We start from the raw sequence: 14,092 nt of genomic DNA, 5'->3' as shown, positions 1-14,092 counted from the left end.
CCGCATCCCGACCGAGTCAGACATGCACCGAGAATTCTGAGTGGCCCGCACCACCGTCCGCCGGGCGGTGGCCCGAATTTCGCGATCACAGGCTCGTTGAGACGGTGCCGCAGCGCGGCACGTTCGTGGGCGACCCAGAGGCGCCACACGCCTCATGAATGAGCCGGTGCTCTCCCCGAATCCCACGGCAAGGCAGGATTTGGGAAATGACCTCGACGGGGCACTGGCGACACCGAGCGAAGATCCGACGGCTGCCCAATTCGGTCGCCACGATCGGATCTGTCAGCACCTCACATACAAGACTAAAAGTGTAATGACGCCTTCCGCACGTGATCCCCTCGCTGGTCGGTGGTTTGTCGGAGGGGTAGCTCATGATCGGCCAGTTGATCGACAGAGCTTGGAGGAACACGACATGGCGACGCACTACGGCGGGCGTGAATTGCTCGCCACCTTGACACCGTGCGGCGAATTGAGGAAGGCCGTCGCGCACGATGACGACTGGGGCCGAGTCACCTGCCGGGGCTGCTGGCGTTGGGTCAACGCGGCTTGGCGCAACGCGCCAGCTTCTACAGTGGAAGATGCCCAGGACTTGCCATCGGACCGCAGTGGGGCTTCGGAGGACGCCGAACAGCGCCCGAACCTCGCCGCTCTGACGGTGGAGCTTGCGGCCTCGGTCACCGCCGCGCGGAACGCCCGCCAGGTTGGCGAGTTCGAGGCCGTGCCGGTGGCGACGGGACATGCCGACGGCGGGGACGGCACGATGTCCATGGTTTGCCTCGTGTGTAATCGCAGCCTTCAGGACAACGGCATGTCGGCTCGGCCAGCCCAGCCGAGGGATGGCGTGATTGTCACGGTTCGCGGCAACTACGGTTCTACGGTCTACGACTCCATGGGTGGTTCCTATCTCGTCAGCTATCTCTGCGACCCCTGCATTCTGTCCAAGGGCGGAGACCAGATGATCAGCGAGGTGGAGGAGCTTCCGGCGGCAGAGGCTGCGGTCAAGCAGCGGCGGTGGCTGCCATGATCCCGGCGAGCACCGTTATTCTGCACGCTACGGTGCGGGCCGCGTGCCGGTAGAGCGACCCCGAGAGTGCGGCGCCGCTCACCTGCGGTCGGCGGTGTCGGCCTCGTTCAGGTCGTCGAGTACCTTGCGGCACTGGTCCGCGTGCGCGGCCCGCTCGGACTCGCTGAGCTGTTGATACCACCCGGCGAAGCCGTCGAGCCCCGGATAGAGCGCGTCGGCGTAGTACGACGCGCGCAGCGACTCGGCCGCGCTAGCGTTGCCCTGGCGGATGCCGGAGGCCATTTCGCGCAGCCGTTCGTCGTCGCTGTGGCGTTCGAGGTGCGCGAGCAGCCGGTCGACGAGCCGTTCGTGTCCGAGGTCGCTCACTTCGGCCCGGCCCCCGGGTGCCTGTACCCGGCGCCGGGAAGCGGGTACTGCCCGACGGCTCCGATGTCGGCGGACAACGTCTCGATTTCGCCGACTGCGGCGTTGATGATGGTGTAGGCGTTGTCGATCAGCTTTGTCACCCGGTCCGCCAACTCGATGATCTTGTACCCCTCGTAGGCGGCGACACCCCACCCGCCTACGAAGCCGACGCCGGTTTCGATCGTGGCTGTGCCGGCGCCCGCGGCGAGCGCTCCGACGATGGCGAAGTCGGTGATGTCCTTCAGGAGACCGGAGACGGTTTCACCGATCCGGAAGGTGCCTTCGGCGGCTTTCTCGTAGGAGGCGGCGAGGCTGTTCAGGGCGAGCTGCTGCGAGCTGATTTTGCCGCTGAGGTCGGCGAAGTACGTGTAGGCGGCGTCGCCCGCGTTGCCGTCCCAGGAGGTGTCCAGCTCGACGTTGCCGTGCGAGACGTTGATGCCGACGCTTTGCAACGCGTTGGCTAGGCTGCGGAACGCGCCGGCGGCCTGCCACACCAGTTCCCAGTCGCCGCTGAACACCTTCGCGGCTTCGCCGTAGACGTCGTACCCGACGACCTGCTTGACGAACTCGTTGACGATGTGGCTCGGGCTGGCCCAGTCCAGGATGGACCCGGGGTCGGAGAACGGCTGCCCGAGGATCTCTTCGGTACGCTCGGCGGGCGGTTTGAGCTGGCCGACCGGGTCGTCGACGTCATTGAACGCCACTATCGGTCCCTCCACCCTTGGACGCGCTTGACCTCGGGGTAGGTGTTATCGATCCGAGCGGCCGATTTGTGGTCGGTCCTGCGGTATTCGGTCGCCGCCTCGGTCATCTGTTCGCAGGAGGAATCCAGCAACGTCACGAGATGATCCAGCATGGCGCCGAGCTTCTGTTGCACGGTGACGTGCTTGTAGACGATCGGGTTGATGAGCCCGTCGCCGCCCGGCGACAGGTCAACGACATTCGCGGCGAAGTACGCCTTGCACTGCTGCGCGTCGTCGCGCGCACGCCCGAGCAGCGCGGCGTAGCCGTCGAGCGCGTGCGGATCGACCGAGAAGGTCATGTGGTACCCCCGTGGTGCGTACGGCCTTCGGACTGTTCAGGCGGTGGTGGATCGCGCGCCGAGAATCAGCACGACGACGGCAACGAGAACGAACGCCGCAGCGACCGCGAGGAAGCGTGACGAACGGCTGGCATCCTTCGCGCGCACGCTGCGCACCACGAACACCAGACCGACCAGGTTCAGCGGAGTCCCGATGAACGCCGCGGTCGCGGCCCACCCGGGGGCGTCGCGGTCGGCGGCAAGGCCCGCCGTCATCAGGGTGGAGCAGATCGCGAGCACGACGAGCCCCATGCCCAACTTCTCGCGCAACCCTCGCGTCGCGTCGATCACCCGGTATTCCCCCTGCTCCTGAGCTTGAGAGTCCCGACGAGGATAGCCGCGCCCGGCGGCGTTCGCTGCCCGCCGGAATCACGGCTTGGACCGGGTGGTTTCGTCGATATTCCCCTGCGTGTTCGCCCTGAATACCGATCGTTGCCGCGGAGTCGGTTACCCCGGCGGTCCGTGGGCGAATGCGGACCAATCTCCGCGGCCCCGTCCTGACGACATGGCGGATCAGTGTCCGAATCACGAGCCCTACTGGAGTGCCGTTCATCGCGCTCAACGGCTGGCGCTGGCGATTCTCTGCGTCAGTTCAACCATGGGGAAGTTCACCGCACGAACAGCTGGGAAGTGAGCTACGGGCATCGGCCGCCGCTGTGTCCGGAAACCGTTTCCGGCCTACCGTGCCAGCGACAGAGCAGGGACAGCTCCGTTCGTGGGCCACCGCTTGTGTACCGCGGTGGAACTCTGCACGATCCCGGCCATCAGAAGGACCTACCGGCCTCGACACGGGCCCAAGAGCGCGTACCTAGCACGTCCGCCCGCAGCTAGAGGGAACGACATTCCCCGAACCGAAGCATCCTCGGGCAGCACAGACCATTCCCGAACGCGCGATCACAAACGGATCACCACGGTCCCGATGGGTGGGAATTTCCGCCATTATGCGGAAACAGTTTAGGCCGTGATCCCGAGTCTTCCCAGGTCACGGCCCATCTATTCTGAGCGCCGAATCAACGCCGGCGAACATCTACTTCCGATCCGTAGTCAGATGCTCTATCCATTGAGCTACGGGCGCCCACACAACTACTCTCCGTGATCGCACGTGCTGATGCGTCCAGCGGGTCGCGGTTGTGTATCCGCTGGTCCAGGCGTTTCGTTACTCCCGGACCTGCGGGTAACGACTCTAGCATGTCGCCGAGTGGGGCCTGCGTGCCGGTCCGTGTCGCACAATGCTGCACCGTGCTCCGACGTCCGATCACCATCGGAGTTCCCTTCTGCCCAGCCGGTGATCTTCGGGCATGTTTCTGCAGCCCAGGACATTTGTCGTCACTGGGTTGATCTCGGTGAGGTGGCCCTCGGTTAGGCGGCCGTCACCCGGGTGGCCGTGGGGGTCGGTGTGTACGTCTGGTGGTCGCGGGTGAGGGCCCAGAGGACGTCGACGCGGCGGCGGGCGAGGGCGATGAGGGCTTGGTAGTGGTGTATGCCTTCCGCGCGTTTCCTGTCGCAGTAGGTCCGGGAAGCGGGGCAGGTCCGTAGGGAGGTGCAGGCGGACATCCAGAAGACGTTGCGCAGGACCCGGTGGTAGCGGCGCGGGCTGTGGTGGTTGCCGCAGACGGCGCCGGAGTGCGGGTGATGGGGGCGAGGCCGGCGTGGGCGGCGAGTTTCGCCGGGCTGTCGTATTCGGTCATGCCGTTGGTGTGCACGAGCAGTTCGGCGGTGAGGACGGGTCCCATGCCGGGCAGGCTGATGATGTACGCGGTGAGGGGATGCTCGCCGAGCAGCTGGCTGATCTGCTCGTCGATGTCGGCGGCGCGTTGGGCCAGGGCCCGGATGTCGGCGGTGAGGTGCCGGACGACCAGGGTGGCGGCGCGTTCGCCGGGCATCCGGACGGTTTGGCGGCTGGCGGCGGTGTGCAGCGTGTCGGCGAGGGCGGCGGCGTTCGGGATGCCGGCGCGGTGCAGCAGGGCCGTGATGGTGTCGGTGCCGGCGTGCCGGATCGCGGCGGGGGTCTGCCAATGGGCGAGGGCGAGGATGGGCGGCGTTTGAGGTCGACGGCGTGTTGCAGGGCGGGGCTGATCGAGGTGAGGGTCTGCTGCAGGCGGCAGATTGCGGCGACGCGTTGCCCGATCAGGTCGGCGCGGTGCGCGGTGAGGACCTTGAGCTCTGCGAGGAGCCGGCCGGATGGTTTGAGCTGGGGGGATGTCGGAGCGCAGCCGGACGGTCTGGGCGATGATCACGGCGTCGCGGGCGTCGGTCTTGTGTTCGCCGGTGAAACGCGGCGGCCATGTGGTGGGCGACGGTGCCGGACACGTAGCGGACCGTGAGGTGGCGCTGCCACAGCAGGGTGAGGAGCAGGGCGGACAGGGGTGTGGTGAGGTCCACGGCCCAGCACACGGGCCGGCCGGTCTGGCGTGGACGGACGCCGGGATGTCGTGGCCGGGATGATCAGCGCTTCGTACGCTGACCCAGGTGGGGATGTGATCTCGTTGGGGCCCCGTCGCTGGCTGCCCCGAACGCTGTGGATTCCCCGGCCAGGAATCATCGCCGGGCGGTGGACGCCCGCGGCAGCTCGCACGGGGGGCCCGCGCCTCTCCACTTGTTTCCGCAAGTGAAGCAGGGTTTGGGGCGGTATGGGTGTCCTGTCTCAACCAAGCTGACGTAGGCAGCCCCGCGTGACCTCGGATGCGTCACCTTGAGTGAGACGGCCCCGACGGGACGCAGTCTCATTGATGATGGCGTGGCGCCGCGTGGCTTGCGCTGCGGCGGCCGGATGTTGAGGCTCGGATCAGGCGGTCAGGTCGTGAAGAAGCGTGTCGTCTGGCAGCAGCGGGGCGAGGAGGTCGCGGACGCATTGGCGGCGTGTGGTGACGTTCGCCTCTGCCCAGAATCGGCCGAGGCCGGCAATGTGGTTGCGGACCTTGTCGATCTTTTCGCTGTGGCCTGCGGCGTCTCTCCAAGCGGCCCAGGGCTTGGACGGCTCGGCCGTGGTGAGGGCGTCGGCCAGCCGGTGCTGAACAGCGGCGATGAAGGGACTGCCGAAGAACTCGTCCTCCGTGCCGTCGAACTTGCGCTCGATGAGCATGCGGTGCAGGGCGCGGATTTCGTCGATTGAGTCCAGGACCACGGAGGGTGTCTGGTCAGTGGTCATGGTTCGTCCTTTCCGTGGTCGACGGCGAGGTCACTCTACTCAGCGGTGATCAAACGTCCTCGCGTCGCCGTTACCATTCGACGGCGTGGGGGCTGATCGGCAGTTGCTGTTGCTCGCGGATCCATCGCGCCATCGGTTCCTGGGATCCGCCGGGTTCGTAGTGGTGGCCGATCCGGCGGCTGACCTCAGCGCAGAACAGCGCGAGGGAGGCAGGTTGCCCGGCGAGAGCGCGCCAGTGCGAAGAGGCGAGGAGGCTGGTCAGCGCGACAACGTCGGGATAGATCGCGGCGGCGGCGACAGCCCGGTTGACCCCGCCGGTCGTGTCTCGGTTCAACTGCTGGGCTCGGCGTGTGCGCCGGTCGGGGTAAGCGTTGCGGGTTGCCCAGAGGGCGCAGACTGCCGAGGCTTCGGTGTAGGCGCTGGTGACAGCTGGCCGGCGGTAGCGGCGGTGCAGGTTGAGATGGCGTTTCTGCGCTGCGGCGATCTCGGGTTCCAGGGATATCTCGGGTTGGTGCACATCCTCAAGGTCGTGCTGGGGTGTGCCGATCCAGAGCCCGTGTCGGAGGCAGACGTTGTGTTCCGGCGCCGTCCAGCGGTGAACGCGCTGGAGAATGCCGCGGGCTGCCATGCAGAGGCGGCAGGCGGGGCGGATGTTTGTCTGGATGAGGTCGACGTTGCGGCCGGCCTTGTTCATGACGGCGTGTTCGTAGGCGTTGCGGAGTTCGGGCAGCGCGTAGCGCAGAAACCGTTCGGGCATCTCGACGGCGGCGGCGAGTCGTTCGACGTTGACCGACGCGGTGGGGGCCCAGCGGCCGTGCAGGTGGTGCACGAGCGTGGCCGGGGCGAGGTGGTTGGCTGCGGCCAGCCGTTGGAGGTAAGAGGTCAGCGTTTCGTGGTCGATCGGTCGGGGTCGTGAGGGCAGGCTGCGCAGGTCAGGGATGATCGCCGGCCCGGTGCCGCTGATCCGCGCTCGCCAGGCGCGGGTTCGACATCGGGTCGAGCAGTAGACGGTGTCGGTCCGGACCAGGTCGCTGGTGAAGATGTCTTGGCCGCAGACCGGACATCGCTGCGGTCGGCGGGGCCCTTCGGCCGCGGCCTGGAGACGTCGTTGGGTGCGGCGCCAGGCTCGGGCTCGGCATGCCTCCGTGCAGTATTTGGCGTTCCAGCGTGCCGTTGGGGACAGCCGAGTGGGGCACTCGGCGCAGGTCCGTCGCCGAGTGGTGGGTTCAGCGGCCATCGGGCAGGGTCGTGGTCGTGGCGGCGTAGTCGAGGTCGATGCTTTCCAGCGTCTGTTTGGTGATCTGTTCGGTGCCGTCGAGGATCGCTTCGATGGCGGAGCCGCGAATCAGGTGCGACAGGCTGCCGATCATTCCCTTGGTTCGTTGATGCAGGTAGCGGTCGAGTTTGACGAGGCTGCCGATCGGGTGATGGTGCAGGCGCAGGGCCTGTTCCAGGGTGGCCACCACGGCGGCCCACTCCTGTTGGTAGGGGAACGTGACGGTGGGGATCATGCTGAATCGTCCGGCGATCTGCTGGCCTCGGGTGCCGGAGAACAGCCCTTCCCGCTGGACGTTGATGCCGGCGTAGACGAACGTTGCGGTGATCCGCTCGGAGAAGTATTTGAGCTGGTCGGAGACCTCGGCCCCGCTGCGGGTGGCCAAGTTGAGATTGTGGATCTCATCGACGATGACCAGGCCGGTGCGTGCGGCGCAGAGAACGCCGCAGACGGCTTCGGTGACGTCGGTGATGTTCTGGCGAGGCGCGACCGGGATGCCGAGGAACCGGGCGAACTCGACCGCGAGCATGCGTGCCGTCGCGGCTGGTGGGACGGTGACGAAGACGGTGGGGATCCGCGTCTGTCCGGGATGCCGCTGCCGATCGATCAGTTCGTGTGTCTTGCCGAGCTGGGTGATGGCCGTGGTTTTGCCGGTGCCGGCGGCGCCGGAGACGACCAGGCCGCGGCGGGCGCTGATCGCGTGCCTGTTTAGCATGGTCAACCGCCGTCCAGCGGTGACGATCCGGCGGACGGCAGAGGTGGCGATGACGATCAGCCGGGCGTGGTGATCGATGCGTTCCTCGTCGTAACGCGTCCGCTCGTCTTCGGCAAGACGCCGCCACTGCGGCTCGGTGAGCACGACGAGGTCCGTCGCGGCTTCGTCGGTGAACCGACGCCAGCCCTCCCGGGTGGTCAGTTGCCGATGCCGGTCCTCGTCGTCGAGCGGCGGCCGGGAACCGCCTTGCCCCGGATCGGTGCTGCTGGCCTGCTGGCTGGGTGCGGTCACCACCGGCGGCGTGCCTCCTCGTGAGCGTTGAAGATCCCGAGCGGGATCACGTCGGCGAGCTGTTCCTGCTCGACGGGCGCAACCGCGGAGGGTTCCTCCTCTTGCGGTTGCGCCGGCGGTTGCGGGACCTGTTGCTTCCTGCGGGCGGTGGCTCGGGTTCGGGCGGCCACCTTCCGGCTGGTCTTTGACGGCTGGTCGCGTTCGGGACCTCGTTCGGCCTGGTCGAGCAGGTCGGTGACGGCCTGCGCGATCTCGGCCTCGGTGACGGGGTCCTGGCCGCGGCGGGCAACGGTCTGCCGGGCGTGCTGCCACGCCTGCTCGCCGAAGGGCGCCGGCGTGGTCTTCAGGTGCGTCCAAGGAGCCTGGATCCATCCGCCGTCGTGGTGGTTGCGGATCCAGATCCGGCTCACGTCGTAGGGATCGTGATGGACTTCCCAAAGGCCCTTCTTGGCGGTGACGCCGGAGTGCTGGCGACGGTAGGGATCCAGCGCCCGGCAGTCATACTTCCTGTGGCTGATCTTGACTCCGTAGGAGTTGACGGTGCGCCAGATCGCCGGCAGCAGCTCGATGTAGTCGTGCTCGGACAACGGCACCGGAACGTAGCCGGCCGTCTCGATCAGCGCGGCATACTTCTCGTTCGGTGTCAGCGGATCGCCTGGGGTCAGCGGATCACGGAGTCCGTCGTGCGGCCGGTTCTGCCAGCAGGCGACCAGCCACTCGTCTAGCAGTTCCTGCAGCTCGATCATCGACCAGACGGCACCCTGCTCGGCGTTGCGGCCGCGGTTCTCGACGCTGTTGCCGACGTAGCCGGCCACGTATTGGGCGAACAAGGTGTCGACGGACGAGAAGCTGGTCTCGACGGTGCCCTTCTCCCACGGCGATCCCTCGTGGGTGGGCTGGAAGTTGATGCCCATCGCTCGGCAGGCGTTGCGGAACGTCTCGGACATGTAGACCTTGCCGTGGTCGCAGACCACCGTCTCCGGGACGATCACGGGCCGGGCGGCGGCGTGTTCCAGGCGTTCGTCGATCTCGGTGAGCCGGCGGTGTGGCAGCACCGATCGCGCCATCCGCAGTGCGTCCCGCCAGCCCGGCCGCATCGGCTCGGGGACCAGCGAGCGGGCCAGCAGCAGGCTCGCGTCGACCGCCTTGGTGGTGGGGCTGAGAACTGCGGCGGGGATCGTCCTGGTGGCCAGATCGACCAGCCAGGTGAGCTCGACGCGATCGACGATGCCGTTGTCCAGCGCGACACGGACGTTCAAGGGCGTGGAGTCGATCTGCATCCACTCGCCCGGCCGGAACGCGGTCACCGTCCCGAACGGCCGTGCCGGCTGCTTCGCCAAGGACTGGCGGGTTCGCGCCGAACCGAAGGTGTGCTTGCCGGCCGCGACGCGCTCCACCAGCCGGTAGAACGTCGCGCGCGACGGCATGACCACGGGCTCCTGATCCGCGGGCTGGGCGGCGAGGATCTTCTCGACCCGGCGCCGGAGGCGTCCGACCGTGCCGGTCGAAACGTCCGTCTGCTCGCGCACCGCCTGGCGAACTGCTTCCACGACCCGCTCGTCAACCCGGCCGGTCACCGACGGCGGCCGGACGCTGCGCCCGTCAACGAGCCCGAGCAGGCCCTCGGTCTCGTAGCGTCGCCGCATCCGCTGCAGCGTTCTCAACGTGACCTCGTGGCCGGTGGCTCGCAGTTCGTCGACCTTCGCCAGCTCGCGTTGCCGCAACGAGCGCTGCGGGCCGTACTCGATCTTCGCCGGGCGGTGACCTCCGTCCTGCGGCGGTGCCCCGGTGAGCACCTCGATGATGTGCTCCTCCCACCAGCGCACCCGGGCCGCCGCCTCGGCCGGCAAGCCCTGCAGCAGGTCCGGCGGTGGGAGCGGAGCGCGGGCCGTAACGACGGCGAACCCAGGATCGGCGAGCATTCTCGCCCGCGGCAGCGTGACCTCGGTGCCAGTGACGTCAGCAAGCTGCACCTCGTGTGCCGACACGGCGATGACCGTGTGGGCCGCCCCGCCGAGCAGAACCTGATCGCCGACGTGGAGATTCGGCGGCCGCGAGACGCTCACCGCGGTGTCCAGTGCGCGGTGACAGTCGTCGCCGCCGACAGCGGCGCGGTCTCCACGTCGGCGACCAGGGTCCCGGACCACAGCAGGTGAAACAGCGTCGGCAGCACGGCGATCCGGTCGCCGACCTCCTCGGCAGCCGCCAGCAGCGGTACCGGCTGCGCGAACACTCGGCGCAGGTCGTCGGCATGCCGCAGATTCAGGCAGCGCGGATGCCGGTAGCCGGCCAGCCATCGCACGTTGGCCAGCAGCACCGGATCGACTGCGCCCAGTCGCTGATAACGCCAGCCCACCTGCTCGCAGGCGACCGCGGTCATGGCGAACGCCTCAGCGTCCTTCGGTTCGATCCGATCGTCGGGACGCACATCGATCACCAATCCGGTCCCGTTGGAGAGCCGGGCAAAGAGGTCCGGCGCGTGCCTGCGCTGACGGTCGCCGGTCGGCCAGATCAGCCAGAACGGCTGAGACGCGATTCCCGTGACTTGCGGGGAGAAATCCAACAGCATGATCCGGTCACGTTCCAGCCAGGACTCGAATCCGACGAACTCTCGGGTCGTCGCCGCCCACCAACTACCGGAGAAGCTCCGTTGGCCCTGGTAGGACGGGAAGTCGCGCACCGGAGCCACGGTCTCGAACGGGGCTGTCCAGCCCACCGCGAGCGGGACGCGGCACTCGCGTATCCCGCCCTCGCAACCTTCGAGATAGGCGAGGCTGAACTCGGGACCGGGCATCCAACTGGCCGCTCCGGCCGGCGCGCTCATCACCACGCAGACATCAACGACCACCGACATGAACCCGATCTGCGCCAGGACGAGTGAGACGGAGTCGGGAATGCGTCAGATCAAGTGAGACTGCGACTGATCAGATGAGACAGGACAATGGGGTGTGCGGGGTGTCGTTCGGTGTTGTGTCACGGTGACGGTTGCCCGGACGCTCCGGATCAGCCCCGGCCGAACAGGCGTAGGATGGGGGTATTCCGGAATCGACGACATCCGTCCTGCGGTGCCCGCCACGCCGGCCCACCCGCCCAGGGGGATGTCATGGTCAACGACCGGCACCGCACCAGAAACACGCCTGCTGAACCCTACGGCCGCATTGGTGCCGCCACAGGGGGTCGGGCCGGCGTCGCCGACGGGCCGAGTGCCCCGCACTCGCGCCGGCTCGACCTTGTCGGGCATCTGCGCCGCCGCGTTGCTGTCTGTGGCGCTGATCGTCGTCATCGGGCAGAACACCCGTAGCGTGCAGGCCAACGTCCGGGGAATAGGCGGCAGCCTGCCGCTGGCCTTGGCGCTGCTGATCGCTGCCGCGTCCTGATCATGGTGGTCGGCACCGTCCGGATCGCCCAGCTACGACGCCTGTCCCGCTAGCACTGCTAATGGTGCCCAGGATTTGACACCTCTGTTCGGCAGATCGGACCATCGCACACCCGGCCAACCAGCCGCCGGAAGGAGTCCACCATGAAAGGCGCGACTGCCGCACACATGAGCGTCGCCTCGGTGACGCGGCCATCCGTTCCGCGGCTGCGCCTGGAACCCACCGGCTCCCGACGCGTCCTGCTCGACGGCGCCTGGTGGCCACGCAGCACCGATCCCGTCGCCGAACTACCCGGCCTGGTTCTGGCCATCGACAAGGTGCGCGGCCCGGTCACCCGACTCGTGCTGGCAGCCGCGGGCTGGGAGAACCATCCCCGCCGCCTCAGCATGCACGGCAGGGTTCTCCGGCTTGGCTACTTCACCAGTCAACCGCGCGGCCTGTTGACCGCGATCTGCGCCAACAACGAACGCGTCGATCTGCTCGTCGTCGCACCTGAGACCGCAAGCGGCACCTCCGACACGGCGATGATCCTCGCCGCCACCATCACCAACCCCGTCCAGGCCCGGCGCATCCGCCTGGCGGTCAGCACACCAGGGTTTCGAGGAGCCGTCGACACCTCACCCGAGGAGGCATGGGAAACCGACGGCGGCCGGCTTGCTCCGGCAGAGCACCGGGTGCCTGAGCCGGTAGGGCGTGACCGGTGAAGCCGGGTCACGCCCCGTGTCGCCGGCCACGCACGGTGGACGGGCTGGACGGTCGGCCAGAAACGGAGGAGGTGGTCGATGCATCACAGCGCAGACGATAGGCCGCTGGGCCCCGGCCCCCATGGATGGCAACGGAACGCGTGACTGGCGTCCATCCATCCCCATCACGAGGGGACGGGGCTTCGGCGCGCCGGGAGCAACGCCTGGTTGCGTACGCGAGAACGGTTCCCCTACGGCAGGTGTCTTCGCCGGTTCCAGTATCACCCGTCTACTGTGCACCTGGCTGTGGCTCCGGGAGTCCCGGGCAGACCAGGAGGGGTCCAGCACGACGACGTGCCCGGCGGGAATCGCCGCTCCGGCGGCCAGGAACGAGGCCGGGTCGATCTGATGGCTCTTGGCGCAGGTCAGCCGCCGGGTCATGAGGGTGATGTTGGCCCAGGTGATGTACGCCTCGAAGTGTGCGCGGCGCCCCGAACGCGCGTGCACCGCGCGCGAAGGGGGGCGCTCGTCATTCGTTCGTGGTGCCCCTACTGTGCACGTCGATGCTGTCGTAGTGTCTCGGGTGGCGTGAGTCCGTGCTCGCGACTGTCGCTTCAGACCTCGGCGGCGTACGTCCCCACGTCGCCCCCCGGGGAGGTCCCGGTGCCAGCGTTGAACCCTCACGATCCTTTCCGTCGGGCAGCCCGTCCACGCGATTGCGCGTCGTCCGGCCCGTGCGGCAGCCCAGAGCGACTGCGGTGGCTGATCCGGCGGATCGCCGACGACGACCGCGGTGCGTTCGCCGAGTTGTTCGACCGATGCTCGGGCCTGGTGTTGTCCGACCTGCGTGGTCAGGTGTCGGACCGGCATCGGGTCGCGGGCGTGTTCGCGGGCACCTTCGTCGAGGTGTGGTGGCTAGCTGGATGCCACATTGAGCCGGACACCGATGTCATGGCGTGGATCGACGAGATCGTCCAGCGGCGCGTCGTGGATAGCCGGCCCGCCGCGCTCCAGTCGGCGGACCCCGACTCGTCCGGCTTTGGCTCACTTGACGCGCTGTGGGGGCAGCGCGCCGAGGTGGAGCTCGCCGGCCTATTCAGACGGCGGCCGGTGGTGTCCCGATGACGGTTCCGGGCCCGAGGTACTCACTAACCGCCTCGCCTACGAGCAGGCCACGACGGTTCATCGCGGCCTGATCCAGCGCGAACGAACGTTACTGTGACACGGCCTCGGTGGTGTCGCAGGCGGGCGTCAGGCCTTCTTCCGGTAGGTGATCATCGCGAGCACATACGCGATCACCAGGATGCCCGTGCACCAGGCCAGTGCGGCCCAGATGTCGTTGCCGATCGGTTGGTCCTCGAACAGTGCCCGGATCGAGTTGAAGTGACCGGCTGGTTCTCGGCGAAGGCGCGTGCCGGTCCGGGCATCGTCGTGGTGGGCACGAATGCTGAGCTTACGAACGGCAGGAAGACATCGCCCGCCTGGTACAGACCATCCGGCACAACACCGCCGCCGCGGACGCGGCGATCACCCGGGTCGACGACATCATCAACAAGATCAACGGCTACTCGGTCACCATCGCCGGGGCGGTGGAAGAACAGACCGCCACCACCCAGGAGATGGGCCGCGGGATCAGCGAACCCGCGCACGGCACCGCGCAGATCACCCAGAACATCGCCGGGGTGGCCAGCAACGCCCAAACCACCTCGACCGGTTCCCAGCAAGCGCACCAGAGCGCCGACGAACTCACCCAGGTAGCGGACCGGCTCCGCGGCGAGGTCGCCCAGTTCCGTACCTGACAGCATCGGCGGGACCGGCCTCGCGCCCGCACCAGCGGCGAACGCCAGCCCGCGCCAGCGGGCCGATGGCCTGCAGACGCGGGCCCCTGCCCGGACCGTGTTTGCCGTTTGGCCCGCGACAGGCACACGCAGTGATGACTATGGAGATTGGGGCCCGCCCTCGCAGCACGCCGTTCTGCGTTCGCCGGCCCCCGCGCGGAAACGTCTGACGTGGTCCGGTTCGGTCCAGTGGCAGGACGGGCCGTTCCCGTACGGGGTCGCGGGCGCGCTGCTGGGGAACATGAACTCGGACG

Annotated in this window: 16 protein-coding genes and 1 pseudogene; 6 read left to right on the top strand and 11 right to left on the bottom strand. The window is 67.9% G+C overall.

Annotation, left to right across the window (positions count from 1 at the left end):
* Nucleotides 1-412: 412 nt before the first annotated feature.
* Nucleotides 413-1,024, top strand: coding sequence for a hypothetical protein (locus tag EV385_RS14895; protein ID WP_130510014.1), 612 nt, complete (start codon nt 413-415; stop codon nt 1,022-1,024).
* A gap of 78 nt (nt 1,025-1,102) precedes the next feature.
* Here EV385_RS14895 and EV385_RS14890 read toward each other — a convergent pair whose 3' ends face one another.
* From EV385_RS14890 to EV385_RS35090, 5 genes are all read right to left on the bottom strand, one after another.
* On the bottom strand, nt 1,103-1,390 hold the full coding sequence (locus tag EV385_RS14890) for a hypothetical protein (RefSeq protein ID WP_130510013.1): 288 nt from the start codon (nt 1,388-1,390) through the stop codon (nt 1,103-1,105).
* Nucleotides 1,387-2,133 (bottom strand): hypothetical protein, encoded by a 747-nt coding sequence (locus tag EV385_RS14885; protein ID WP_130510012.1) that lies wholly within the window; start codon nt 2,131-2,133, stop codon nt 1,387-1,389. The genes EV385_RS14890 and EV385_RS14885 overlap by 4 nt, the downstream gene beginning before the upstream one ends.
* The gene (locus EV385_RS14880) at nt 2,133-2,471 is read right to left on the bottom strand and encodes a hypothetical protein (RefSeq protein ID WP_130510011.1); all 339 of its coding nucleotides are present in this window, start codon (nt 2,469-2,471) and stop codon (nt 2,133-2,135) included. The genes EV385_RS14885 and EV385_RS14880 overlap by 1 nt, the downstream gene beginning before the upstream one ends.
* Nucleotides 2,472-2,507: 36 nt before the next feature.
* Complete coding sequence (locus EV385_RS14875; RefSeq protein ID WP_130510010.1) at nt 2,508-2,801, bottom strand: hypothetical protein; 294 nt, start codon at nt 2,799-2,801, stop codon at nt 2,508-2,510.
* A 1,068-nt stretch (nt 2,802-3,869) separates the two neighbouring features.
* The gene (locus EV385_RS35090) at nt 3,870-4,064 is read right to left on the bottom strand and encodes a hypothetical protein (protein WP_242625386.1); all 195 of its coding nucleotides are present in this window, start codon (nt 4,062-4,064) and stop codon (nt 3,870-3,872) included.
* Between the two features lie 143 nt (nt 4,065-4,207).
* On the opposite strand from EV385_RS35090, the gene EV385_RS35675 reads away from it, so the two are divergent.
* The gene (locus EV385_RS35675) at nt 4,208-4,834 is read left to right on the top strand and encodes a hypothetical protein (protein WP_278045040.1); all 627 of its coding nucleotides are present in this window, start codon (nt 4,208-4,210) and stop codon (nt 4,832-4,834) included.
* A 461-nt stretch (nt 4,835-5,295) separates the two neighbouring features.
* Here EV385_RS35675 and EV385_RS14865 read toward each other — a convergent pair whose 3' ends face one another.
* The 5 genes from EV385_RS14865 to EV385_RS14845 all read right to left on the bottom strand — a co-directional run bounded on the left by EV385_RS14865 (nt 5,296) and on the right by EV385_RS14845 (nt 10,794).
* Nucleotides 5,296-5,658: a hypothetical protein gene (locus EV385_RS14865; protein WP_130510008.1), complete on the bottom strand. Its 363-nt coding sequence runs from the start codon at nt 5,656-5,658 to the stop codon at nt 5,296-5,298.
* A 70-nt stretch (nt 5,659-5,728) separates the two neighbouring features.
* Nucleotides 5,729-6,895 (bottom strand): TniQ family protein, encoded by a 1,167-nt coding sequence (locus tag EV385_RS14860; RefSeq protein ID WP_130510007.1) that lies wholly within the window; start codon nt 6,893-6,895, stop codon nt 5,729-5,731.
* The gene (locus EV385_RS14855) at nt 6,885-7,943 is read right to left on the bottom strand and encodes a TniB family NTP-binding protein (protein WP_242624890.1); all 1,059 of its coding nucleotides are present in this window, start codon (nt 7,941-7,943) and stop codon (nt 6,885-6,887) included. Before EV385_RS14855 ends, EV385_RS14860 begins: the two co-directional genes overlap by 11 nt.
* Complete coding sequence (locus tag EV385_RS14850; RefSeq protein ID WP_242624889.1) at nt 7,937-10,006, bottom strand: Mu transposase C-terminal domain-containing protein; 2,070 nt, start codon at nt 10,004-10,006, stop codon at nt 7,937-7,939. Before EV385_RS14850 ends, EV385_RS14855 begins: the two co-directional genes overlap by 7 nt.
* Entirely contained in the window at nt 10,003-10,794 is a 792-nt protein-coding gene (locus EV385_RS14845; protein ID WP_242624888.1) for a TnsA-like heteromeric transposase endonuclease subunit, read from the bottom strand. The genes EV385_RS14850 and EV385_RS14845 overlap by 4 nt, the downstream gene beginning before the upstream one ends.
* Nucleotides 10,795-11,143: 349 nt before the next feature.
* Between EV385_RS14845 and EV385_RS33925 the strand changes: the two genes are divergently transcribed.
* The 3 genes from EV385_RS33925 (at nt 11,144) to EV385_RS14835 (ending at nt 13,125) form a co-directional block, all read left to right on the top strand.
* Entirely contained in the window at nt 11,144-11,317 is a 174-nt protein-coding gene (locus EV385_RS33925) for a hypothetical protein (protein ID WP_165449484.1), read from the top strand.
* A gap of 167 nt (nt 11,318-11,484) precedes the next feature.
* Nucleotides 11,485-12,021: a DUF5994 family protein gene (locus tag EV385_RS14840; RefSeq protein WP_130510006.1), complete on the top strand. Its 537-nt coding sequence runs from the start codon at nt 11,485-11,487 to the stop codon at nt 12,019-12,021.
* Nucleotides 12,022-12,663: 642 nt separating this feature from the next.
* Nucleotides 12,664-13,125, top strand: a complete 462-nt coding sequence (locus EV385_RS14835) for a sigma-70 family RNA polymerase sigma factor (RefSeq protein WP_130510005.1) — start codon at nt 12,664-12,666, stop codon at nt 13,123-13,125.
* 126 nt (nt 13,126-13,251) lie between these two features.
* Here the strand turns inward: EV385_RS14835 and EV385_RS35075 are convergent.
* Nucleotides 13,252-13,472 (bottom strand): annotated as a pseudogene (locus EV385_RS35075) (ABC transporter permease); the annotation flags it as partial.
* A 117-nt stretch (nt 13,473-13,589) separates the two neighbouring features.
* Between EV385_RS35075 and EV385_RS33920 the strand changes: the two are divergent.
* Nucleotides 13,590-13,799 carry a hypothetical protein gene (locus tag EV385_RS33920; RefSeq protein WP_165449331.1) on the top strand — a complete coding sequence of 70 codons (210 nt, stop codon included), beginning with the start codon at nt 13,590-13,592 and terminating at the stop codon, nt 13,797-13,799.
* Nucleotides 13,800-14,092 lie beyond the last annotated feature (293 nt).

Source organism: Krasilnikovia cinnamomea (assembly GCF_004217545.1).
GTDB classification, from domain to species: domain Bacteria; phylum Actinomycetota; class Actinomycetes; order Mycobacteriales; family Micromonosporaceae; genus Actinoplanes; species Actinoplanes cinnamomeus.
Note: the sequence above shows the minus strand (reverse complement) of the source record. Positions and strands in the feature narration are given on the sequence as shown.